This is a genomic window from Alcaligenes pakistanensis, assembly GCF_014652815.1.
GTDB classification, from domain to species: Bacteria; Pseudomonadota; Gammaproteobacteria; order Burkholderiales; family Burkholderiaceae_B; genus Alcaligenes; species Alcaligenes pakistanensis.
Map to the genome: position 1 here is coordinate 1 of NZ_BMZN01000003.1, position 21,799 is coordinate 21,799.

At 54.5% G+C, this 21,799-nt stretch carries 20 protein-coding genes and 1 other RNA gene; 9 read left to right on the forward strand and 12 right to left on the reverse strand.

What is annotated here, in order from left to right; genetic code table 11:
- Positions 1 to 2,181: 2,181 nt before the first annotated feature.
- From IE156_RS09300 to IE156_RS09315, 4 genes are all read left to right on the forward strand, one after another.
- Positions 2,182 to 3,147: a sulfurtransferase gene (locus IE156_RS09300; protein ID WP_189392271.1), complete on the forward strand. Its 966-nt coding sequence runs from the start codon at positions 2,182 to 2,184 to the stop codon at positions 3,145 to 3,147.
- Between the two features lie 17 nt (positions 3,148 to 3,164).
- The gene (locus IE156_RS09305; protein ID WP_189392272.1) at positions 3,165 to 4,271 is read left to right on the forward strand and encodes a YeeE/YedE family protein; all 1,107 of its coding nucleotides are present in this window, start codon (positions 3,165 to 3,167) and stop codon (positions 4,269 to 4,271) included.
- A gap of 11 nt (positions 4,272 to 4,282) precedes the next feature.
- Positions 4,283 to 4,447 carry a hypothetical protein gene (locus IE156_RS09310; RefSeq protein WP_189392273.1) on the forward strand — a complete coding sequence of 55 codons (165 nt, stop codon included), beginning with the start codon at positions 4,283 to 4,285 and terminating at the stop codon, positions 4,445 to 4,447.
- A 226-nt stretch (positions 4,448 to 4,673) separates the two neighbouring features.
- Positions 4,674 to 5,645 carry a nucleoside recognition domain-containing protein gene (locus IE156_RS09315; protein ID WP_189392274.1) on the forward strand — a complete coding sequence of 324 codons (972 nt, stop codon included), beginning with the start codon at positions 4,674 to 4,676 and terminating at the stop codon, positions 5,643 to 5,645.
- A 7-nt stretch (positions 5,646 to 5,652) separates the two neighbouring features.
- Here IE156_RS09315 and msrA read toward each other — a convergent pair whose 3' ends face one another.
- Positions 5,653 to 6,186 carry a peptide-methionine (S)-S-oxide reductase MsrA gene (gene msrA, locus IE156_RS09320; RefSeq protein WP_189392275.1) on the reverse strand — a complete coding sequence of 178 codons (534 nt, stop codon included), beginning with the start codon at positions 6,184 to 6,186 and terminating at the stop codon, positions 5,653 to 5,655.
- The gene (locus IE156_RS09325; RefSeq protein WP_229841185.1) at positions 6,183 to 6,551 is read right to left on the reverse strand and encodes a c-type cytochrome; all 369 of its coding nucleotides are present in this window, start codon (positions 6,549 to 6,551) and stop codon (positions 6,183 to 6,185) included. The genes msrA and IE156_RS09325 overlap by 4 nt, the downstream gene beginning before the upstream one ends.
- 84 nt (positions 6,552 to 6,635) lie before the next feature.
- Here IE156_RS09325 and lgt point away from each other — a divergent pair, with 84 nt between their 5' ends.
- The gene (gene lgt, locus IE156_RS09330; protein ID WP_189392276.1) at positions 6,636 to 7,424 is read left to right on the forward strand and encodes a prolipoprotein diacylglyceryl transferase; all 789 of its coding nucleotides are present in this window, start codon (positions 6,636 to 6,638) and stop codon (positions 7,422 to 7,424) included.
- Positions 7,425 to 7,474: 50 nt separating this feature from the next.
- Here the strand turns inward: lgt and ssrS are convergent.
- The 3 genes from ssrS to IE156_RS09345 all read right to left on the reverse strand — a co-directional run bounded on the left by ssrS (position 7,475) and on the right by IE156_RS09345 (position 8,432).
- Positions 7,475 to 7,658: non-coding RNA, 6S RNA (gene ssrS, locus IE156_RS09335), on the reverse strand.
- A gap of 54 nt (positions 7,659 to 7,712) precedes the next feature.
- The gene (locus tag IE156_RS09340; RefSeq protein ID WP_042489348.1) at positions 7,713 to 8,024 is read right to left on the reverse strand and encodes a cell division protein ZapA; all 312 of its coding nucleotides are present in this window, start codon (positions 8,022 to 8,024) and stop codon (positions 7,713 to 7,715) included.
- Between the two features lie 3 nt (positions 8,025 to 8,027).
- Positions 8,028 to 8,432: a hypothetical protein gene (locus IE156_RS09345; protein WP_189392277.1), complete on the reverse strand. Its 405-nt coding sequence runs from the start codon at positions 8,430 to 8,432 to the stop codon at positions 8,028 to 8,030.
- 342 nt (positions 8,433 to 8,774) lie between these two features.
- Here IE156_RS09345 and IE156_RS09350 point away from each other — a divergent pair, with 342 nt between their 5' ends.
- On the forward strand, positions 8,775 to 9,233 hold the full coding sequence (locus IE156_RS09350) for a tripartite tricarboxylate transporter TctB family protein (protein ID WP_189392278.1): 459 nt from the start codon (positions 8,775 to 8,777) through the stop codon (positions 9,231 to 9,233).
- A 16-nt stretch (positions 9,234 to 9,249) separates the two neighbouring features.
- A complete protein-coding gene (locus IE156_RS09355) occupies positions 9,250 to 10,755 on the forward strand; it encodes a tripartite tricarboxylate transporter permease (RefSeq protein ID WP_189392279.1) in 1,506 nt (501 codons plus the stop codon).
- 183 nt (positions 10,756 to 10,938) lie between these two features.
- Here IE156_RS09355 and IE156_RS09360 read toward each other — a convergent pair whose 3' ends face one another.
- The 4 genes from IE156_RS09360 to IE156_RS09375 all read right to left on the reverse strand — a co-directional run bounded on the left by IE156_RS09360 (position 10,939) and on the right by IE156_RS09375 (position 16,029).
- Positions 10,939 to 11,973: an NAD(P)/FAD-dependent oxidoreductase gene (locus IE156_RS09360; RefSeq protein ID WP_189392280.1), complete on the reverse strand. Its 1,035-nt coding sequence runs from the start codon at positions 11,971 to 11,973 to the stop codon at positions 10,939 to 10,941.
- Positions 11,974 to 12,130: 157 nt separating this feature from the next.
- On the reverse strand, positions 12,131 to 13,816 hold the full coding sequence (locus IE156_RS09365; RefSeq protein WP_189392281.1) for an ABC transporter permease: 1,686 nt from the start codon (positions 13,814 to 13,816) through the stop codon (positions 12,131 to 12,133).
- A gap of 12 nt (positions 13,817 to 13,828) precedes the next feature.
- The gene (locus tag IE156_RS09370) at positions 13,829 to 14,914 is read right to left on the reverse strand and encodes an ABC transporter ATP-binding protein (protein WP_189392282.1); all 1,086 of its coding nucleotides are present in this window, start codon (positions 14,912 to 14,914) and stop codon (positions 13,829 to 13,831) included.
- Positions 14,915 to 14,991: 77 nt separating this feature from the next.
- Complete coding sequence (locus IE156_RS09375; RefSeq protein ID WP_189392283.1) at positions 14,992 to 16,029, reverse strand: ABC transporter substrate-binding protein; 1,038 nt, start codon at positions 16,027 to 16,029, stop codon at positions 14,992 to 14,994.
- A gap of 224 nt (positions 16,030 to 16,253) precedes the next feature.
- Here IE156_RS09375 and IE156_RS09380 point away from each other — a divergent pair, with 224 nt between their 5' ends.
- Positions 16,254 to 17,177 carry an NAD(P)-dependent oxidoreductase gene (locus IE156_RS09380; protein WP_189392284.1) on the forward strand — a complete coding sequence of 308 codons (924 nt, stop codon included), beginning with the start codon at positions 16,254 to 16,256 and terminating at the stop codon, positions 17,175 to 17,177.
- Between the two features lies 1 nt (position 17,178).
- On the opposite strand, the gene IE156_RS09385 is transcribed toward IE156_RS09380, so the two are convergent.
- From IE156_RS09385 to IE156_RS09395, 3 genes are read right to left on the reverse strand one after another with little or no spacing between them, the layout of a single operon-like run.
- Positions 17,179 to 18,705: a sensor histidine kinase gene (locus IE156_RS09385; protein WP_189392285.1), complete on the reverse strand. Its 1,527-nt coding sequence runs from the start codon at positions 18,703 to 18,705 to the stop codon at positions 17,179 to 17,181.
- Positions 18,702 to 19,388 carry a response regulator gene (locus IE156_RS09390; protein ID WP_189392286.1) on the reverse strand — a complete coding sequence of 229 codons (687 nt, stop codon included), beginning with the start codon at positions 19,386 to 19,388 and terminating at the stop codon, positions 18,702 to 18,704. Before IE156_RS09390 ends, IE156_RS09385 begins: the two co-directional genes overlap by 4 nt.
- Positions 19,369 to 19,935, reverse strand: a complete 567-nt coding sequence (locus IE156_RS09395; RefSeq protein WP_189392287.1) for an RNA pyrophosphohydrolase — start codon at positions 19,933 to 19,935, stop codon at positions 19,369 to 19,371. Before IE156_RS09395 ends, IE156_RS09390 begins: the two co-directional genes overlap by 20 nt.
- 64 nt (positions 19,936 to 19,999) lie before the next feature.
- Between IE156_RS09395 and IE156_RS09400 the strand changes: the two genes are divergently transcribed.
- The gene (locus IE156_RS09400) at positions 20,000 to 21,736 is read left to right on the forward strand and encodes a proline--tRNA ligase (protein ID WP_189392288.1); all 1,737 of its coding nucleotides are present in this window, start codon (positions 20,000 to 20,002) and stop codon (positions 21,734 to 21,736) included.
- The last annotated feature ends 63 nt before the right edge of the window (positions 21,737 to 21,799 follow it).

A 21,799-nucleotide genomic window follows, 5' to 3' on the forward strand; every position in this document is an offset into this window, starting at 1 on the left:
TCTTGCGACGAGACCGATTGTGTCTCAAAGAAAAATTCAGAGTTTACACAAGGTAAATCTTCATTCTTCGTTTGTGAGCACTTGATACAAACTTGTGGCGATCCCCGAAGGGTTCGACTCGCTCATCCCAAGCGCCCACACTTATCGGCTGTTAATTGTTAAAGAGCAGTGACAGTTGCCTGTCGTTCCACTTACTAACCCGGTTAGCTCGTCGCGCTGAGCGCTTCAAACTTCGCTGTGTTAGCAGCAGAGAAACGAGATTATGAAGCAGATCAGGCGGCGTGTCAAGCGTTTTTTTTGAAGAAGCTAGAAAGTTTTAACACCGTCTAACTCGTCACGCTCAAACCAGAACTTTCGCTCTGTCCTACCTGATGAACAATCAACCGTGAGGCTAACCATCCAACTTCACAAACAAGGGTAAATTTTCAAAAGTCTTTTCAAACACTTAAAAACTTAACGTTGCGTTCTCTTAGGGAGAACCTAGAACTTTAACACAGAATTTTGAGATCTGTCAAGCTCCGGGTTTTCACCCTGCCAGTTACCTGGCCAGCTATCTAAGTATCGGTGCGGGCCTTCTGGCCAAAGCGGTGATTCTTGTCTAACTGCTCTCTGTAGCGCTTCGGGGTAAACCCTGTCTGTGCTGCAGCGAGAAAAGAACTATAGCACGATGAATTCGCGGCTTGCAAGCCTTCTTTGTCATTTTTCTTACTATTTGATGAGAAGGCCACCAGCAAAAACACATAGCTCATTGATAACTATAGAGAACACTCAGGAAAATAATTTTGACTGTGACGTCGACATTTTTCTGCCTGTAGAGAAAACTTAGCTCCTAATCGCTAGAACATGGCCCAAAACCTTGATTTCTGGTGCAAAAAGACCGTTGGCCATACCTTATATCCCTGACGAGCTGACCTCCTATATAGATAGAGAGGCTAAACCAACCCACTTGTAGTCAGACCTTGCTTGCTTGCTTGCTTGCTTGCTTGCTTGCTTGCTTGCTTGCTTGCTTGCTTGCTTGCTTGCTTGCTTGCTTGCTTGCTTGCTTGCTTGCCGAACCAGGGCTACAAACCTGCCACTTCAAACCACTCTATATATAGAGGCAGCGCAAGCAAGCCTACCAAACCCTTCCTCATGAGGGCCTGCCAGCCACTCGGAGCCCTGGCACAGGGAGCCGGGGCGAGTCAGACTGTTTGCGGCAGTCAGAGCTGCGATCGGGGATGCAAGCAGTCTGCTGTTTGAGCCCAACGTTTGTGATTGGTCCGGGGGACCAATCACTGGGCGAGTTCAGACTGCGCCCCGATCGTAGCTCTGACAAGGGCACCGACGCGCAGCGTCGGCAAACAGTCCGCCCGGGCTCCCTGTACCAGGGCTCTGAGTGGCGACCTACATAAAGTAGGTCTGAAGCAATCGTCCTATCTATATAGAGAGAGCTTATCTCCTATATATAAGAGACCTAGTGTTCCCGCTCCCATCCTCCTCTCTATATAAAAACCATCTACATCGAGGCTCTATATAAGAGCACTAACTAGGCAGTAGGCGCATCAATCACAAATACGGGCAGAGACAGAGACAGAGACAGAGACAGAGACAGAGACAGAGACAGAGACAGAGACAGAGACAGAGACAGAGACAGAGACAGAGACAGACAGGATATGGGTGCGATCATCCAGGCTTTGCGAATGAGCCACCCGACTTACGGCCCATTGCCAGTTCTCCTGGTTAAAGTCCATGTCACCTCAAAGACTCCCACTCTATATATAGAGAAGGCGGTTGCAAACGAACCGCCCCCTAACTAAGGGAGCCCTATTTATATAGCTGCCCATCTCCATGGGCTAAGACAGAGGAAAGTTCGCATCGAACCATTTCAACAACACCCAAAAAGAGAGGAAACCCCAAACCACCGAGATCTGAAACAGCCGAGCACCGCACAGCCTCCAGCCCTGCTACTCCCTACTCCCTACTCCCTACTCCCTACTCCCTACTCCCTACTCCCTACTCCCCACTCCCCACTCCCCACTCCCCAAACCTTATCCTCCCCATTTCCCTTCCATCCCGCCGCCTTTACACCCTCAAGCAATAAGCTAATCCCCAATTCATTGTTATTTTCTGTAGCCGCGTTCATTACCATTCCTTATGCACTTAATCCTCTAAGCAGGCCGCTGCTTACTCAAGAGAGTAATAATGATCAAACCTATCCTCATCTCCCTGGCATTTGCATTCAGCACGGTAATAGCGCCGTCTGTCTCCGCAGAACCAAGTACACCCGAAACTGCCGCCAAGCCAACAGCCTTGATCTCGGCCGCCGACCTGGCAACCCAACTGGATCAAAGCAATCTGCGAATTCTGGACATCCGCACAGACAAAGAATATGCAGCTGGCCACGTTCCCGGTGCTGTCCACACCCCATACGGCGCCTATCGCGGACCAGCAGATAACGCGGGAGCCTTACGCTCGGAAGACGAACTGTCCGCCCTATTCAGCAAAGCCGGCATTTCCAAAGACAGCTACGTAGTCGTCACCTACGCAGGCGCGAACCCCACCGACTTTGGTGCTGCCGCACGCGTGTACTGGACACTGAAAGCTGGCGGCCTGACACAGTTGTCGATTCTGGACGGCGGCCTGCAAGCCTGGGAAGCAGAAGGCAACCCCCTTAGCAAAGACACGCCAGCAGTAAGTCCCACCGAATTCAGCTACCAGTACCGCAAAGATATGGTCGTCAGCACACAAGAAGTGGCTGACTACATCAAGAACGGACAAGCCCCCGTCTTACTGGATGCCCGCCCTAGCGAATTTTTCAAAGGCGAAAAGCGCGTTGATGCCGCTGCACGCTACGGCACCTTGCCCGGCGCTCGTGAACTGGACTTCAACAGCTTCTTTCGCAGTGATAAACCCGTACTGAAAGACACAGGCGAAATTATTAAAATCGTCCAAGAGCAGGGTCTGGATAACAAACCCACCGTCTCGTTCTGCAATACCGGACACTGGGCTGCCACCAACTGGTTTGTACTCTCGGAGTTGGCCGGCAACCCCGATGTGAAGCTCTACCCCGAGTCCGTCGTGGAATGGAGCCGCAGCAACCTGCCCATGGACAACCAGCCATCCCGCTTTGAAGTCCTGAAACTTGATGCCAAGCGCGCTCTTAATTAAATAGTTGGTATCCGATCATGCTTCTTCTAACTAGACTGGGCTTTATCCTGGCCAGCCTGGCCCTGATCATCGGGGTCACGCTGGTAGGCGGTTTGCGCCAAGGTCTGCTGACCCTATTAGGGATAGGCTTTGGCGCCGTGCTGCAAGGAGCCCGTTTTGGCTTCACCACTGGCTGGCGCAACTATATCGAGCGCCGTGATCCCCAAGGGATCTGGGCACAAATGCTCTTGCTGGTATTGGCCGCCGCTTTCACCCTCCCCCTGATCGCAGATAGCGGTGGTGAGCTGGTAGGTGCCATTGCGCCATTGACCATCAGCCTCGTGCTAGGTGCCTTCCTGTTTGGGGCCGCCATGCAACTGGCTGACGGCTGCGGCTCCGGCACCTTATATAAAGCAGGCGCAGGTGCTCCAATCTCCTTTGCCGTATTACCTACCTTTGCCATTGGCAGTTTTCTAGGCGCATCGCATCAACCCGGCTGGATTGCCTTGGGAGGCTTACCCGCCATTGACCTGACCGTCTCATTGGGCTGGCCCACCGCCCTACTGATCACCGTATTGGGCTGCGCCGCCGTATCCTGGTTTGTAGGCCGAGGCGCACGACGCCATCAAAAAACACACAGCAGCTCCCCCGCCAAATGGGAAATGCGCTGGTGGATGGGCGCCTTGCTGTTGGCTGTCCTATACGCCATTCACATGGTGGTCGCCGGGCAACCCTGGGGTATCGTTTACGGTATTGGTCTTTGGGGCGCAAAAGTATTTTCAGCCTTGGGCTGGTCCCCGGTTGGGGACGCATTCTGGGGCGTGGCTCCCCATGCCCAACGTCTGGCTGAACCTGTGCTGGCTGACGTCACCTCGGTTACCAACTTTGGTTTGATCCTGGGGGCTATGGCGGCTTCTCGCTGGAACCACCCTGCCAACTTCAAATCGCCCAATTCGCGCACCTTGTGGGTAGGCGCAATTGCAGGCTTGGTCATGGGCTACAGTGCTCGCATGGCCTTTGGATGCAATGTGGGTGCATTTCTGGGGGGCATTGCCTCGGCCAGCATACACGGCTGGGTCTGGTTTGCACTGGCCTTTGCCGGGTCCATCATAGGCGTGCGCATTCGTCGCCGCGTTAACCCTTGAGTCGCGCAAGCATGAGCAAAACTACTTTCCGCCTTATAACCAGTACCTTCTGGCTGATCGTTGTCTTATTAGTGGTGATGGACAGCCTGCAAGACTACCCCTACCGTCCAGAACCCGCCCCCATTGCCTGGGGTAGCGGACAAGCTGCCAGTGGCGGCCACTGCTCGGGCCGATAAACCCTAGCCTGTTTGACCTGAAACGCCCCTGATTCAGAAAACCTTGTCTAGCAACATTGGCTTGCTACGCAAAGTTCCTATATCAGGGGCATTTTCTTGGCTTAGTGCAAATTCCACGTTGCCCATAACGGCACACTAGCAGCCACACACCTACACGTCAGTTGGATAAGGACCAAAGCTTGCTTGCCGTGCTAGCATCAGTCACATTTCCCAACATCCTGCTCTCATGCTGAATTTCCTACGCACCACCTTTATCCGCAGCCTGCGCATGTTCTATACCGTTGCGCGCATCATGATCCCGATCATGATTGTGGTGCGTATTGCTGCGCAGCTAGGTTTGATTGAGCAGGCTGGAAAATGGATTGGCCCCATCATGGCCTTGGTCGGGCTACCTGCCGAAGCTGGCATTGTCTGGGCAACCACCGCTTTGGCTGGTATTTATGCAGGTATAGGCTCAATGGCCTCCTTGGGCGACAGCCTGAGTCTTAACGCTGCCCAAATCAGCGTATTGGGCACCATGATGCTATTTGCGCACAATATGCCCATGGAGCAAGCCATTGTGCGTCGGGCTGGCGCCAGCTTCTGGTTTACAGCAGCACTACGCATTATTTGTGCCTTGCTCTACGGCGGCCTGCTGGCCTGGGGACTGAGCAGCGCCGGCCTTTTACAGGAACCTGTTTCACTGGCCTGGCTGTACGGCCAGTCCAATGCCACACAAGGTGGCTGGCAGGGTTGGGTAGATTGGTTTTGGGGCACGGCCAGCTCCTTACTAATGACTTGGCTCATTATCCTGGGCTTGCTGCTGATTCTGTCCGTGCTGGACAAGATAGGTTTCACCCGGTTGCTGACCCGTTTATTACTGCCCCTACTGCGGTTTTCAGGGCTAGAAGAGCGCGTCGCCCCCACAACTACCATCGGGGTGTTGCTGGGCCTGAGCTATGGCGGCGCCTTGATTATTGATGAGTCCCGCCAACAGAATTACAGCCCCCGAACACGTCTTCTGGCTTTATCCTGGCTATCCTTGAGCCATTCCCTGATTGAAGACACCATTCTTATTCTGGCTCTGGGTGCCAACATCTGGGTAGCTCTGGTGGGCCGAGTTGTCCTGACCTTACTGATTATTGGCCTGATGGCACGGCTGACATTACCAGGTAGCGTCCTGTATAGACGCTACCTTGCCCCTACCCCGCATTCTTAAAGGTAGCTCAAGCACCTTTAATCAGTAAATCCTGAAAACGCTGATAAAACTTCTTGAGCTTGGGCGCAATAACCATCTGGCAATAAGCCTGCTCGGGATGAAGCGCAAAATAGTCGTGGTGATAATCCTCAGCTTCCCAGAACGTGGGGCTGTCGAGTACATGCGTCACGATGGGCGCATCGAACTGCGGTTTAATTTCTTCAATCACCTCAAAAGCCTGACGACGCTGCTCCTCGTTCTGACAAAAAATGGCGGAAGCATATTGCGGACCTTGGTCGGCACCCTGTCGATCTGGCGTGGTAGGGTCGTGGGTCAGGAAAAAAACTTCCAGCAAATCCCGGTAGGAAATGACGGAGGGGTCGAACTCCACCTTGACCACTTCAATATGGCCGGTCTGCTTGCCGCACACCTGCTCGTAGGTAGGGTGCTCAACGTGGCCGCCACAGTATCCCGGCACCACCGATTGCACGCCTTGCAAGGCTTTGAAAATACCTTCGGTGCACCAAAAACATCCGCCACCTAATATGGCTGTTTCCTTCATGAAATCTCCTTTGTTGACGAATTGGCTAGACTCAACAACCAAGCTGCAATAGCTTGCGCTTGCTGGACGCTGATCCGGTTTTGAGCGGGCATGGGAATCGCTCCCCAATTGCCCCGGCTGCCCTGTTGAATCTGTCTCTGCAAATACGTCAGGGTTTCCTGCGCCGGACCTTGCGCATAGCGTTGGGCAATCTCCCGGAACGGAGGTCCCACCCGTTTACGATCCATCTGATGGCAGGACAAGCACTGCGCCTGCACAATGTCCATCACCGCTACCGTATCAGCCTTTGCCGCTGGATTAAAGATCATCAGCCCACAAAAAACTACTAATGGTAAATGGCTGGCCCAAGAGACTGAATACAGCATGATCCTTCCCTTACAATTTACCCAGCCCTAGCCTGGGCTCGCAGTCACGCTATTATCTGATAATCATCTCTGTAATGGGCACGCATGTTAATTCACCCGCAGTTTGATCCTGTCGCCATACAAATTGGCCCCCTTGCCATTCATTGGTATGGCTTGATGTATTTGGTCGGCTTTGGCCTGGTATGGCTAGCAGGTACAGCGCGCATTCGCGCAGGTTACTCCTTGCTGACTCGCAAAGACCTGGAAGACCTGATCTTTTATTGCGTCCTGGGCGTAGTAGCGGGTGGGCGTCTGGGCTACACCCTGTTTTATCAACCCGCCTACTACTTGTCGCACCCGCTGGAAATTCTGTATGTCTGGCAAGGCGGCATGTCCTTTCATGGCGGTCTGATCGGTGTACTGGCTACGATTGCCCTGTTTGCCCGTAACCGCCAACGACGCTTTCTGGAAGTCAGCGACTTTCTGGCACCTTTGATTCCACTGGGGCTGGCTGTCGGCCGCCTGGGCAATTTCATCAATGGTGAGTTGTGGGGCCGCCCTAGTGATGTGCCTTGGGCCATGGTGTTCCCGCAAGTGGATGCAACCCCGCGTCACCCATCGCAACTCTATGAGATGGCGCTGGAAGGTATCGCCTTATTTATCTTGCTGTGGTGGTTCACCCGTCGTCCGCGCATCGTGGGCCAGACCAGTGCCTTGTTTCTGATTGGCTACGGCTTTTTCCGCTTCATGGTGGAATACACCCGTGAGCCTGACGGTTATCTGGGTCTGCTCAGTGCAGGCTTGTCGATGGGCCAATGGCTGTCGCTGCCCATGATTATTGGTGGCTTGGCTCTGTTTGCCTTTGTCAGCCAGAGGGCCAAAAATAATAGCTAAGGATAAGAAGAAAGTAAAAAGCCCGTCCATTTCTGGACGGGCTTTTTTGTAGGTGCCCCACCATTGCCGTCAAGACCGGCATCCTGGAACCGAAGGTCCAAGATCGGTTGTCATCAGGCCAGCTTCGGGTTCGCCGCGAAGGACGATCGCTCCTATTGGCCAATCCAACAACCTGTATGCCAAAAGCATTGGTTCAAGGAATGTATGGTCGTGTCACGAACACGGCAGGGACTTACTGGGATGAAGGCAGCCTATGAGGAAAAACGCAGGGCTGCTTTCAAATTTGGTTTAACGCGATGTGCCTGAAGGCTCTATGACATCGTCAATCATTGCGTGCATGTCTTCAATTTTACGCTTGAAATCGCCAAAAGCAACATTAGCCAGTGGACCATCAGGTGCTTTAGCAGATAAAAACTCGCTGGCGATCTGAATGGCGGCCATAACAGCGATGCGTTCGTTACCCGAAACGCGGCCCGACCCCTTGATGGACTGCATGCGTTGGTCAACTAATTTGACCGCTTCAAGCAAACGCGCTTTTTCGGAAGGTGGGCACGCCAAAGAATAATCGCGGCCCAACAGGGAAATATCGACTCGTTCCATGATTTACTCCTGTACCGCACCGGGTAGACGCATCAGGATCGAACCGATCTGGTCACGAGCCTGTCCAGCCACATCACGCAACACGCCCATGCCGGCACGCGCACTGTCGAGCTCACGGCGCAGGGCCACGATCTGAGCTTGTTCCTGCTCCAGCAGTTTTTTCAATTCTGCCTGATCAGTTTGTGCTTGCTGCTGAACCACATCCAATTGACGCTGATGTGAAGCAACACCGGTGGATAAGGACTCAAACTCGTCTTGCTGAAGACGGTTCTGCTGGCGCAAGGCGTCCAGCTCGGCATCCTGAGTTTTCAGACGAGCTAATAATTGAGCGCGTTCAGCGTGTAGCTGACGAGATTGCTCTACCAGTTGACCGATACGGTCAGCGAGAAAGTCGAGATCTTGCAACATGGGCCTTATCGTAAACCATTGCTAGGGTTACTGGGTAGAGGAATTTCATACTAATGATAACCTTTCACCCATCTTTCCATTACCTTTCAAACTTCTTTCAAAGCATCTTATTAGCCGCCCAACACGCTCCCAAAAAACCCTAAATTTCCCGAATTACCGGGAAAACCCCTAAAAACTAGGGCCAAGTCAGGGTTTCCAGTCTGCAAGTGCTCCATTACCATGCGTCACCCCTGTTCAATGCAGTCGGCACTATCGGGGGTGTGGAGTACGACTCCACTATAAAGAAGCTGACACAGGAAAAAGGAAAACCAATGCGCAGGGCAGACAAGGAGAATCCACCTTATGCAAATTAAAAATAAACAGGACTTTTGGTCCGGGATTATGTTTGTGGTTATCGGCGCGGCATTTGCGCTTGGAGCCACCAGCTATTCAATGGGAACTGCTGCTCGTATGGGCCCTGGCTACTTCCCATTCTGGTTGGGTGTATGCCAGAGCTTGTTAGGGGCAGTTGTCACACTCAGCTCAATGTCTGCCAAAGCGGAAAAAACCGAGATCGACAAGTTTAACTGGAAAGTGGCCCTTGTTATCATCGGCGCGGTGGTGCTTTGCGGTCTGACGCTCAATTCTCTGGGTGTCTACATTTCTATTTTCTTGCTTGTTCTGATCAGCAGCTTTGCCAGCCATGAATTCAGCTGGCCAGTTGCACTGGGCGCAGCCGTGTTTTTGGTGCTGTTTGTCTGGTTGGCATTCATCAAGGGCCTGGGGCTGGTATTCCCCTTGTGGCCAAGTTTTCTGGCCTGATTGGGGGTGAACAGACATGGAATTATTTGACAACCTGATGCTCGGTTTCTCCGTGGCGTTCACGCCCGAGAATCTGGCCTACGCCCTGCTCGGCTGTGTGCTTGGTACCTTGATTGGTGTCTTGCCTGGTATTGGCCCCGTGCCAACCATCGCCATGCTGCTGCCCATTACTTATGTGCTGCCACCTGTTGCTGGCCTGATCATGCTGGCTGGTATTTATTACGGTGCTCAGTACGGTGGGTCTACGACGGCAATTCTGGTCGCCTTGCCGGGGGAAACCTCAGCGGTGGTAACGGTATTGGACGGACACCAGATGGCACGTAATGGCCGGGCCGGTGCTGCCCTGGCGATTGCTGCTCTGGGTTCTTTCTTTGCCGGTTGTGTGGCCACCGTATTGTTGGCTGCCTTCGCACCTCCCTTGGCTGAAGTCGCCTTCAAGTTTGGGCCCGCGGAGTATTTCTCATTAATGGTGTTAGGCTTGGTCGGTGCGGTTGTTTTGGCCTCCGGCTCCTTGCCCAAAGCTATCTGCATGATCTTGCTGGGTCTGCTGCTGGGTATGGTCGGCACCGACGTGAACTCCGGCGTAGCCCGTTACGACTTCGGCATTCCAGAACTGCAAGACGGTATCGACTTTGCCGTGGTTGCCATGGGTGTATTTGGTTTCTCCGAAATCATGAACAACCTGGAACTGGGTGACCAGCGCGTCGAGATTACCGGCAAAGTAGGCTCCTTGTACCCCAACAAGCAGGAATTCAAAGAATCCTGGCCTGCAGTGCTGCGTGGTACCGCCATGGGTTCGGTGTTGGGTATCCTGCCCGGCGGTGGTGCGGTTCTGTCTTCCTTCGCGTCCTACACGCTGGAGAAGAAAATCTCCCGCAATCCGGAACGCTTTGGTAAAGGTCACCCAGCCGGTCTGGCGGGTCCTGAATCAGCCAACAACGCTGCGGCGCAGACATCCTTTATCCCCCTGCTGACACTGGGTATCCCAGGTAACGCGGTAACGGCTCTGATGATTGGTGCGATGACCATTCACAACATTCAGCCCGGCCCACAAGTGATGACCAGCCACCCCGAGTTGTTCTGGGGCCTGATTGCCTCCATGTGGATCGGTAACCTGATGCTGGTGATTCTGAACCTGCCATTAGTTGGTCTGTGGGTGAAATTGCTGAAAGTGCCTTACCGCCTGCTGTTCCCTGCCATTCTGGTGTTCTGCACGGTCGGTGTGTACTCGCTGAACTACAACGTATTTGATATTTTGGTCACTGCTGCCTTTGGTTTTGTGGGTTACGTGTGGTCCAAGCTGCGTTGTGAAGGTGCTCCGCTGCTGCTGGGTCTGGTCTTGGGACCGATGATGGAAGAAAACTTCCGTCGCGCTCTGCTGCTGTCCCGCGGGGACTACACCACGTTCCTGACACGTCCTCTCTCTTTGTCTCTGCTGGTTCTGGCGGCCTTCCTGGTTGTCGTCGTCGCCCTGCCCTCGGTGAAAAAGAAACGCGAAGCCACCTTCGTGGAAGAGGACTAAAGCATCGTTGCTTCTCCGGTTTGAATTCGCTCCCAGCCTAGGGAGTCTTCAAACCGGCGCTAGAAAACAAGAAGGCCTGGTTTCGTCTCTCCACGAAATCAGGCCTTTTTTCTTTGCTCCGGCATTATGTGCAAGTAACTTGATCAAAGAAAGGCAATATGAGCCTGCTCCAAGTTAAAGCATCTACGACGCCAATACCGCCTGCACGGCACGTTTCCCTAGCAAGGGAGCCAGGATGACACCCGGGTGGGCTATGACCGCAAACAGATCCTCTACCGCCCCTATCGGCCCACACAATGGCAGCTTGCTGAGAGTCATGGGACGAAACCCCACCTCTATAGAATGCAAGCGGGGAGGAACCGGTAGCTGCAGCAGTTGAGCAATCGCCTGGCAGGTCTCATCAGCCAGAGCCTGCAAACCAGCTTCACCTTGTTGCGGATAATCCAAGGCCGACATCAGCCCTGCTTCTTTGCCGGGACGTAACTCCAGATCCTGAGCGCAGAGCAAATGCTGAATCACGTTTTTACCCGCATCAAAGCGCATCAGCACGGCGGGCTGTTGCTCAATCGCTAGGTCTACGCCGATGCCGGCAGCCAGCGCCACGGCGCCATAGCCATTGGCCAACACCACCTTATCGGCATAAATGGATTGCCCTTGCAGCTCCACTCCCTTGGCTCGCCCCTGGGCATACAAAACGGCCTGCACGGTGCCCGAAAGCACAGAGGCTCCTTCTGCCCGCGCAGCTTGAAGAAAGCAGCGAGCCAAATCAGTCGGTTCCAGTGCAAAGTCATCCGGTGCCCAAGCCGCCAAGTCCGGAGGTGCAACAAGCAAAGGTTCTTTTTGGCGCAGTTGCTGGCCTGAAAGACTTTCAATTTTGGAGCCTGCAGCAAGATGCTCGGCGATCAAATCCGCTGTCTCATCTGTTGTTGCTCCCCATAACAGCGCTCCACGCACGGTCACTGGCAGCAAACCCCAATCCCGCTCCAGGCGTTTGAATTCGTCCAGAGCGTGCAAGCGCAAGGCAAAGGCTGCCGGGTCATCCGATGGCGTGCTGGCGCTGCCTCCTACCCAGCCGAAAGAAGCAGCAGTTGCACTAGGAGTACTGCCAGGCCCTGAGTCAATCAAAGTCACTGCAGCCCCTGCTTTAGTGAGATGCCAAGCTACCGACGCCCCCATCACACCGCCACCGACCACCAGCACTTTGCATTTATGCGTCATAGGTTTTTACGTTTCAATCTATAGAAGCTGCCCATTGCAGCATGTGTCATCGAGCAGACCCAAGATGAACAGCGACAAGATAAAACCCTGCTGCACAAAAAACAATGGCCTGAATCCCTCCCGGAACTCAGGCCATTGAGATCAGCCAGGATCTACCTTACATCGTGCCTTGACGGCGCTTGTAAAAGTTACCGATATGCATGGCCAACAGTACCAGCACAGTAGAGATCAAAATCATGATGATCCCCAGTGCAGACAGCTTGCCCCATAGCCCGTCTTCGGCGTAACCCAGTACCTGTACCGCCAGCACTTCCGTACCGGGACGAGACAGTACCACGGACACGGTCAATTCGCGGATGAACATGGTTGCCATCAAGATCCAAGCCGACACCACTCCGGGAATCAGCAAAGGAATAATGATGCGGCGCATGGTCGTCCAGGAACTGGCCCCGGCAACGGCCGAGGACTCTTCCAAGTGAGCATGCACCTGCACGAAAGCCGCCGACAAAGGCCGAATGCCATAAGGCAGATAGGCGGCAATATAGGCGAGCAGTAAAGCCGTTAAGGTAGCGTAGAGCGGCGTTTGTACGAAGAACCACATAAAGCCAATACCAATCACAATGCCCGGGAAGGAAAAGGACAGGAAGCTCAAGGTATCTAGCAAGGCCGCCGCTCGCGTTCGTAGCTTAACCACGACGTACGCCACAAATAGCGACAGTAATACACCCAGACTGGCTCCGACCACTGCCAGGAACAGGCTGTTTTTCATGGCCACTTTGGAGATCGGATCTTGTATGACATCGATCCAGTTCGCCCAACTCATCAAGGAGAAGGCACGCGCACTAGGCACCATGGAGTACGGAATCATGGAGGTATAGAGCAGCACAGCCACGGGCAGCACCACCATCAGCAAACTGATAATGCCCACAATGATGAACAGAGGGATTTTGGCCCGATGCAGTTCCAGCTGAGTGGGTTTGAAGCCCCGGCTGGAGATCGTCACATACTTGCTGCTTTCTGCGGTCATGTAGCGATACAGCACAATCAAGGCAATGGAGGCGGACAGCACACTCATTCCCAAGGCCGCCGCCTTTCCATAGTCCGGAGCAAAACCGGTCGAGATCATCTCGAACAAATAGGTGGCCAGCACATCCACCCGTCCCGGCGTACCCAATACACGCGGAACGGCATAGGAGGCCAAGGCACGCACAATGGCCAGGATGAAGGCAGCCATGATGGCAGGGCGCAAGATCGGCAGAGTCACCCGCGTCAAGGTACGCCACAAACCGCCCCCAAATACTCGTGAGGACTCTTCCATGGACACGTCAAAAGAGGCCATAGCGGGAGCAATAATCAGGTAGGCGACGGGCATGTTCAACAAGCCCTCCACCAGAATCATGCCCCACAGCGAATAGATATTCAGCGGCGCTTCTTGCAGACCCAGGGTGTCCTGCAAGAACATATTGATCAAGCCATTGGACGGGTTGAGCAGCAAGGCCCAGCTGACCGAAAACAGCAAGTGCGGAATCATCATGGGTACGATGGACAGCACCGTAAACACACCCTTCATGGGCATGTTGGTACGGGTGTTCAGGTAAGCCAGGAAAACTGCCAGCGCCGTAGAAAACAGGGACGAGCCCAGCACGAAGACCACCGTATTAAAGGTGACTTCCAGCAAGAAAGGATCGGTATAGGCGGCCACATACTTGGCCGTGGTGAAGGAGCCAAAAGCGGTCAGGCCCTGCGAAAAGCTGCCCAGCAGCAACATTAGCACTGGACACAGGGTCAGAAAACCGACGATCAGAATAAGCGACCAGCTAAGTGGTCTGCGAGTTTGATTCATGATGCCCCGCCCTTATGCCGACAACAGCATGCAGTGTTCAGGGTGCAGGTTAAAGCGCACGGTATCGCCCTCTTTCACCTTCACATCCGGATCAATACACACCAAGAGCTTTTCTTTACCGACGTTAACCTCGGCCTCGTAGGACTCACCTACGAACTCCAGCGCCTGAACTTGACCGTGGAACAGGTTCTGACCCACGTCACCCGACTGGCTGCTGACGCGAATAAATTCAGGACGGATGCACAGGGTGACCTCGGTCCCCACGGGCAAGTCACGTTTTTTGCAATGCAGCTGACCCAACTCACATTCCACAATGGTGGAATCGACACGCTGTTCGCGCACCTTGGCGCTGATCTGGTTCGCACGACCAATGAAGTCCGCCACAAAGCGATGGTCAGCATCAAAGTAAATTTTCTCTGGGGAGCCGATCTCCAAAATCTTGCCACCACGCATGACCGCAATAGAGTTGGACAAGGCCAAGGCTTCAACCCGATCGTGCGTCACGTAGACAGCGGTAATGTCCAGGCGGCTCAAGAACTCGCGCAACTCTTTGCGGGTTTCTTCGCGCAGCTTGGCATCCAGATTACTAAGCGGCTCGTCAAACAGAATGACTTTCGGCTCTGCCACCAAGGCCCGAGCCAGGGCGACACGCTGCTGCTGACCACCGGACAAACGCGTGGCCGAGCGCTGATCCACGCCTTCCAGCTGCACAAACTTCAGAATGTTGGCGACCTTTTCACGGATCACCTCTTTACGCTCACCACGCACTTGCAGGGGGTAGGCGATATTGTCGAACACCGTCATATGTGGCCAGATGGCGTAGGTCTGGAACACCATGCCCAGGCCACGTTTTTCCACCGGCACGGCGATATTTTTAGCGCTGGACCAGACGATCTCGTCCCCGATGCGGATTTCACCCTCGTCCGGTGTTTCCAGACCGACTATGCAACGCAGCAGCGTGGTTTTGCCGCAGCCGCTGGGTCCTAACAGTGTGAAAAACTCATTAGCGGGAATCGTCAGGTTGATATTGTCCAAAGCTTTGAAGGTTTTGCCCTCTGAGACATAGGTCTTGCTTAGGCCGGTAATTTCAATTTGCATAATGAGTAAAAGTTTTCAGTAAAAATAAGGCGAGGCGCCGCGGCGCCCCGTTCTTGACGAACCCATCGTTTCCGCGATTAACGAACAGCGAAGATACGGCTGAATTCGCGGCCCCAACGGACCAGTTCTTCATCGCTCAGGTCGCGAATCGGCTCGACCTTGGCTTGATCAATACCCGCAACCGGTGGATGTACCCCTGGAGCCAATACATATTCGCCCACTTTATTGGCCAAGATACCCATCGCTTCAGTGCCCAACCAGTAATCCAGGAACACGCGAGCCGCATCAGGATGCGGTGCGTTCTTGGTCAAGGCGATTGCGCGTGGGGAACCCAGCAAAGGCTGACCCGACATAGGGCCCCAGGCCAATGGTGCAGGCGACTTGGTCACAATGTACTTAGGCATGGAAATAGCGATCAACTTCTCGCCACTTTCAATCGGGGCCGGTGTTGGGCCAAAGGACGCCACAAACATGGGCTTGTTGGCTGCCAGGCCTTTCAGGAAGTCTAGCCACTGCTCTTCGCTGCTAAAGACCTTTTCCTTCAGACCAATCAACCAACCAATTGTGGAGGGGTGGTTGGAAGGGTTGGCCATGACGATCTTGTCTTTCCACTTGGGATCAGCCAGATCTTCGTAGCGCTGCGGAGCGTCCTCGGCTTTGAGGTGGTCCGTATTATAGATATAAGACACATATTCAATGCCAAATTGAATAATCGAATCGTCTTGAACTGCCCACTCCGGATAGCCTTGCAAGGCTTCGGACTGATGGGGGATCAATACGCCCTGCTCTTTAAGCAGTTGCAGCATAGGCAGCGGAGCCTGGACTACATCGGCCATCAGCTTGCCCGCGTTAAATTCGGTCAGGATGGTGGGGATAAATTTGGAGCTGGAAATACGGGTGTATTTGCCCTCAATACCCTGTGCTTGTTTCAGGGCCTTCATGATGGGCTCAACCGCCGTAATGTTGGCGTAGAAAACAGCCTGGCCTTGAGCCTTCGCTTTTTCCATTACAGCTGCATCTGCAGCCCATGCCGCCCATGGCAAAGAGGTGCTCATAGACGCCAGTCCAGTGGCACCTGCCAGCTTCAAGAAACGACGACGGTCAAAAGTGGTCATAAGGTTCACGTTCCAGTTAATTAGCTAGGAAATTATGTGGGCCCATCATAATCCAGACGGATGCATCCCATTTATTACAGATCTATGTTTGGTTTAGAACATGAGGGGCCTGACGCCGTCAAGCCACAAACGCTTTGCCGCTTATTCGCACGGGCAAAGATCACGCCCGACAAGCTGCGCTAAGCTGTACGCCCTAACACGATTTTCTTTAAGGAGAGCCCGGCATGAACCCCTCGATTCAAGCTAAACCCTATGAGCACACCACCCCGCAAAAAGTGGCCTTCATTGGTTTGGGCGTGATGGGTTACCCCATGGCGGGACATCTGGCGCAGGCTGGCCACCAGGTGACGGTATACAACCGCAATCCGGCTAAAGCAGAACAGTGGAGTGCGCAGTTCAAACACGAATGGGCCGCTACGCCAGCCCTAGCAGCCGCACAAGCCGATATCGTCATGGCCTGTGTGGGTAATGATGATGATCTGCGAGCTATTTTCCTGGGGCCTGACGGTGCCTTGGCGGGGATGAAGGCAGGGACACTATTTATAGACCACACTACCGCCTCTGCAGAAGTGGCGCGGGAACTGGGTGATCTGGCGAGCAGCAAGGGCGCCTCCTTTATCGATGCACCCATTTCCGGTGGACAAGCGGGTGCCCAAAAGGGAGTACTCAGCATTATGTGCGGCGGCAAGGCAGAGGATATGGAGCGCGCCCGTCCCCTGATGATGACATATGCCCAGGCCTGCACCTTGATGGGCCCCCTAGGATCGGGGCAGCTGTGCAAAATGGTGAACCAGATTGCCGTAGTCGGTCTATTACAAGGTCTGGCGGAGGCGATGGCATTTGGAGAACGAGCCGGCTTGGATATGGAGCAGGCTTTGTCGGTATTAACCAAGGGCGCAGCACGAAGCTGGCAAATGGAAACGAAAGGTCCGACTATGCTGGCCAGGGACTTCCAGCCCGGTTTTACGGTGAACTGGATGCTGAAGGATTTGGATCTGGTCAAGCAAGAAGCGCTGCGCAATGGTGCACTGCTTCCGGGTACTGCATTAATTCAAGAGCAATTTGCAAAGATTGCAGAGCAAGGCCACCGAGATATGGATATTTCTACTCTGTTTAAGCTGCTGGCCCGCCCAAGCAAGGCCACGTAAATTAGATACTGGGGCTTGGATTGGGTGATTCAGGTGCCAACAGCGGCAAGCGCAAGGTGGCTTTCAAGCCATAACCGCCCATATCGTTGGGCTCGCCATCGGTCAGCACAATAGTGCCGCCATTGCGCTCGGCATATGCCAGTGCAATGGCCAAGCCCAAGCCGGAGCCGGAACCCCGCCCGCCTTTACGTGCCGGGCCACCGCGATCAAAACGTACAAACACGCTTTCACGCAAACTGGCCGCCAGACCCATACCGTTATCAGTGACGCTGATCCAGGCCAGCTTGTCGTCATGTCCCGCAGAGACCGTAATCGCACTGCCGCTACCGGCATGGTTGATCGCGTTATGAATCAGGTTGGACACGGACTCATGAATTTCGGCGTCGCTGGCATAGACCCACAAGGGAGCTTGCTCGCCTTCTTCGCCCGGCCCGATCCAGCCCAGGTCCTGACGGTGTTCACGCGCCAAGGGTAAATATTGCAGCACCACCTCGCGCCCCAGGCTGGCCAGGTCAATCTGCCCCTGGCTCATGCTGGTGGTGTGACTGGCGTGGGCCAAAGCCAGCAACTGTTCAGTCAGGCGGGTAGCCTGCCCCAGTTGCTTGATAATCGCCCCCAAGGATTCCCGGACACGTTCAATATCCGGTTCGCGGCGGGCGTATTGGGCTTGGGTATGAATAATGGCCAGCGGTGTACGCAGCTGATGCGAGGCATCGGCCAGAAACTGAGCCTGCCTGTCCAGCACCGAACGGTACAGTTCTATATGGTGATTGACCGAACGTACCAAAGGCACGACTTCGCGTGGTACGTCACGCTCGTCCAAGGGCTGCAAATCTTCCACACTGCGATTACGCACTTCCTGACGCAGGGCCTGCAAAGGACGCAAAGCCCAGGCAACGGCAAACCACACCAACAGCACGGCAAACAGCAGCATGCGCAAATTGCGGAAAATACCTTCGCGCCAGGCTTCCTGCTGGGTACGCAGGCGCAAATCCATACTTTCACCCACCATTACCAGCACTTGCCTATGTTGGCCTTTGTAGTGCAGGTCGCGCCACAAGGCCACCATGCGCACGGTGTCATTGCGAAAGTAGGAGTCATAGAAAACCGGCACGCCTTCGTGATCCGCCAGATTGGAAGGACGTGGCAGACCCTCCATTCCCAACAAAGTGCGACCTTTTAATTGCTTGGCATCGGCCCCGCCCAGGTTGCGCACCAAAGGAGTGACTTCTTCTACTCGGAAATACTTGCGATTGCCTGGCCTGGACTCCAGCATGACCTGGGCATAAAAAGGTGGGTCAATACGCAAGCTGCCATCAGTATTGAACTCCACACTGGTCTCTAGCACCTTGGCCGGTTCCAGCAAGGCACTGTCGTAGACATTTTCCGTGACGGAGTTCATGGCCAGATAATCTTCCCAGCTGTCGTACAACAGCAGGGCCACCACACCCGGTATCAGTAATACCAGCAGCCAAAAGCGCAAACTGCCTTGCCAGACCGTGGCGGGGGGTGGGGATGGTGCTGTCATGCGACGCCGGATTCCGCCTCAAGCACTTCCAACATATAGCCCAGACCGCGTACCGTCACGATATGCACATCGCTATTGGCCAGTTTCTTGCGTAAACGGTGCAAGACGACCTCGATGGCATCCGGGCTGGCATCGCTATCGTGTTCAAACACGCGAGCGAACAGCTGAGTCTTTTCTACGGGCATGCCTGAACGACTGATCAGAACCAGCAAGGCCGCATGTTCACGCGGGGTCAAGTGCACAATGGCGCTATCCAGCAGGAAAGCCCGACTTTCCGGGTTGTATTCCAGCGAGCCACAGCTGACTACTGGCGTGACGCGCCCACGGCTGCGCCGCACTAAAGCCGCCAGACGAGCTTCCAGTTCTTCCAGAGCAAAGGGTTTGGTCAGAAAATCATCAGCACCTAGATTCAGGCCGCGAACGCGGTCCTGCAGAGCACCTTGCGCGGTCAGAATCAGCACCGGCGTGTGATCACCGCGTTCGCGCATCTCGCGCAATAGCACCAGCCCGTGTTTATCAGGCAGGCGCAAATCCATCACGACCGCATCGTACTCGTGGGCCGCCAATAACACTTCTGCCGAGCGGGCATCGTGAGCGGGATCGGGCAAAAAACCACTTTGCGCCAAGGCCCGCTCCAGCCATGCGGCCATTTCCCGCTCGTCTTCAACCAATAATATGCGCATGATCCCTGCTATCTAAGGTATCGGCATCAACTGCGCTTTGAAGGCGCTGACGTAAATAACGATTCTCCTGACGCCGCCGGAACAAAATATCCGACAGCTCGTTCAGCGCTTGCTGATAGACTTCCCGCTTGAACTCAATAACTGAATCAAGTGGCACCCAATATTGACTCCAACGCCATGCATCAAACTCCGGCGTCGTGGAGGAACGCAGGCAGACATCGCTGTCTCGCCCTACCAGCCGCAACAAGAACCAGATTTGTTTCTGACCCTTGTAATGGCCACGCGCCTCCCGACGTACAAAATGATTGGGCACGTTGTAGCGAAGCCAATCTCGCGTCCGGCCTAATATACGGATATGCTCAGGCAGCAAGCCCACTTCTTCATGCAGTTCGCGGTACATCGCTTGTACGGGTGTTTCACCGTATTTAATACCGCCTTGCGGGAACTGCCAGGCATGTTCCCGAATACGCTTGCCCCAAAAAACCTCGTTCTTGCGATTAACGAGGATAATTCCGACATTAGGACGGTAGCCTTCACGATCTAACATAGGCCACCTCTAACGAATTCAATACAATTAGATCTGATTATACGTACCTGACGAGTTCCCTACCATGCATGCTAGCCAGTATCACATTAATACCCTGAAAGAAGCGCCCACCGAGGCCGAAGTTGCCAGCCACCAGCTCATGACGCGCGCCGGCATGATCCGTAAAGCGGCGGGCGGTATCTACACTTATATGCCTATGGGCCTGCGCGTGCTGCGCAAGATTGAAAACATCATCCGCCAGGAAATGGACCGCTCCGGCGCCATCGAATTGCTGATGCCTGTGGTCCAGCCTGCCGAGCTTTGGGTAGAGTCGGGTCGTTGGGAAAAGTATGGCGATGAACTGCTCCGAATCAAGGACCGCCACCAGCGCGATTTCGTTTTGCAGCCTACGTCCGAAGAAGTGATCACGGACATTGCCCGCAACGAAATCCATAGCTGGCGCCAGTTACCCATCAACTTCTATCACATTCAAACCAAGTTCCGTGACGAGCGTCGCCCCCGCTTTGGCTTGATGCGCGGTCGTGAGTTCACGATGAAGGATGCTTATTCCTTTGACCGCAACGCCGAAGACGCCCAAGCCAGCTACGACAACATGTTCGATGCCTATATGCGCATTTTCAGCCGTCTGGGCCTGAACTTTCGCGCGGTAGCCGCTGACACTGGCTCCATCGGTGGTACTCGCAGCCATGAATTCCAGGTCATTGCCGATACCGGCGAAGACTTGCTGGTTTACAACCCCGACACCGAATACGCCGCCAATATCGAGCTAGCTCCCGCGCCTTGCCTGCTGGCCGAGCGCGCTGCGCCGACTGAAGCCCTGGTCAAGACGGCAACACCTGACGCGCCCAAGTGCGAACTGGTTGCCCAGCAACTGGGTCTGGCTCTGACTGACACCGTCAAATCCGTGGTGCTGGCGACTGACCTTGAAGAAAACGAGCAGACCAAAACCACTGTATACCTGCTGCTGGTGCGTGGCGACCATGAAGTCAACGACATCAAGGTATCCAAACTGGCTGGCTTTGAAAAAGGCCACCGCCTGGCAAGCGAAGAAGAAATTGTCGCCACCTTTGGCTGTAAGCCTGGCTACCTGGGCCCCATCGGCACCCGCCAGCCTGTCCAGGTCATTGCTGATCTGACCGTGGCCAATATGAGCGACTTTGTCTGCGGCGCCAACGAGGAAGGCTTCCATCACACTGGCGTGAACTGGGGCCGCGACCTGCCCGAACCCATCACAGCCGACCTGCGTAACGTGGTGCATGGCGACCCAGCCCCCGAAGGCGGCCAGTTGGCTATCCAGCGCGGCATTGAAGTGGGCCACGTCTTCTTCCTGGGCGACACCTACTCCAAGAAGCTGAACGCAACCTTTTTGGAAACTGATGGTAAACCTGCTGTCATGCAAATGGGGTGTTATGGCATTGGCGTAAGCCGTATTGCGGCTGCAGCTATCGAGCAGAACCACGATGAACGCGGCATGATCTGGCCACGCGCCCTGGCCCCGTTTGAAGTGGTAATCTGCCCGATTGGCTTTACCAAGAGCGAGGCGGTGCGTCAGACGGCTACCGATCTGTACACTCAGCTCAAAGAGCAAGGCGTGGATGTCATCCTGGATGACCGCGATGCCCGCCCCGGCATTATGTTTGCCGACTGGGAGCTGATTGGTGTGCCACTGCGCATTACCATTGGTGATCGCGGCCTGAAAGAAGGCGTGGTCGAGATGCAGGCCCGACGCGATGCCAGCAGCACCAACGTGCCTGTGGAGCAGATTGCTCAGGTCAGTGTGGAGCGTTTGGCGACGCTGTAAGGACTAGCAGCAGGGCTGGCCGTAGGCCATGCCCTGCCCGTCAACATAAACTCTTTTACGAAC

Bases quoted from the DNA above. Each gene is read 5' to 3' on its own strand.
- IE156_RS09355 (WP_189392279.1), top strand. From the start codon at position 9,250: ATGGAATTATTTGACAACCTGATGCTCGGTTTCTCCGTGGCGTTCACG.
- IE156_RS09380 (WP_189392284.1), top strand. From the start codon at position 16,254: ATGAACCCCTCGATTCAAGCTAAACCCTATGAGCACACCACCCCGCAA.
- lgt (WP_189392276.1), top strand. From the start codon at position 6,636: ATGTTAATTCACCCGCAGTTTGATCCTGTCGCCATACAAATTGGCCCC.
- IE156_RS09360 (WP_189392280.1), bottom strand. From the start codon at position 11,973: ATGACGCATAAATGCAAAGTGCTGGTGGTCGGTGGCGGTGTGATGGGG.
- IE156_RS09375 (WP_189392283.1), bottom strand. From the start codon at position 16,029: ATGACCACTTTTGACCGTCGTCGTTTCTTGAAGCTGGCAGGTGCCACT.
- IE156_RS09315 (WP_189392274.1), top strand. From the start codon at position 4,674: ATGCTGAATTTCCTACGCACCACCTTTATCCGCAGCCTGCGCATGTTC.
- IE156_RS09385 (WP_189392285.1), bottom strand. From the start codon at position 18,705: ATGACAGCACCATCCCCACCCCCCGCCACGGTCTGGCAAGGCAGTTTG.
- IE156_RS09400 (WP_189392288.1), top strand. From the start codon at position 20,000: ATGCATGCTAGCCAGTATCACATTAATACCCTGAAAGAAGCGCCCACC.
- IE156_RS09350 (WP_189392278.1), top strand. From the start codon at position 8,775: ATGCAAATTAAAAATAAACAGGACTTTTGGTCCGGGATTATGTTTGTG.
- IE156_RS09395 (WP_189392287.1), bottom strand. From the start codon at position 19,935: ATGTTAGATCGTGAAGGCTACCGTCCTAATGTCGGAATTATCCTCGTT.
- IE156_RS09310 (WP_189392273.1), top strand. From the start codon at position 4,283: ATGAGCAAAACTACTTTCCGCCTTATAACCAGTACCTTCTGGCTGATC.
- IE156_RS09365 (WP_189392281.1), bottom strand. From the start codon at position 13,816: ATGAATCAAACTCGCAGACCACTTAGCTGGTCGCTTATTCTGATCGTC.
- IE156_RS09390 (WP_189392286.1), bottom strand. From the start codon at position 19,388: ATGCGCATATTATTGGTTGAAGACGAGCGGGAAATGGCCGCATGGCTG.
- IE156_RS09370 (WP_189392282.1), bottom strand. From the start codon at position 14,914: ATGCAAATTGAAATTACCGGCCTAAGCAAGACCTATGTCTCAGAGGGC.
- IE156_RS09345 (WP_189392277.1), bottom strand. From the start codon at position 8,432: ATGTTGCAAGATCTCGACTTTCTCGCTGACCGTATCGGTCAACTGGTA.
- IE156_RS09325 (WP_229841185.1), bottom strand. From the start codon at position 6,551: ATGCTGTATTCAGTCTCTTGGGCCAGCCATTTACCATTAGTAGTTTTT.
- msrA (WP_189392275.1), bottom strand. From the start codon at position 6,186: ATGAAGGAAACAGCCATATTAGGTGGCGGATGTTTTTGGTGCACCGAA.
- IE156_RS09340 (WP_042489348.1), bottom strand. From the start codon at position 8,024: ATGGAACGAGTCGATATTTCCCTGTTGGGCCGCGATTATTCTTTGGCG.
- IE156_RS09305 (WP_189392272.1), top strand. From the start codon at position 3,165: ATGCTTCTTCTAACTAGACTGGGCTTTATCCTGGCCAGCCTGGCCCTG.
- IE156_RS09300 (WP_189392271.1), top strand. From the start codon at position 2,182: ATGATCAAACCTATCCTCATCTCCCTGGCATTTGCATTCAGCACGGTA.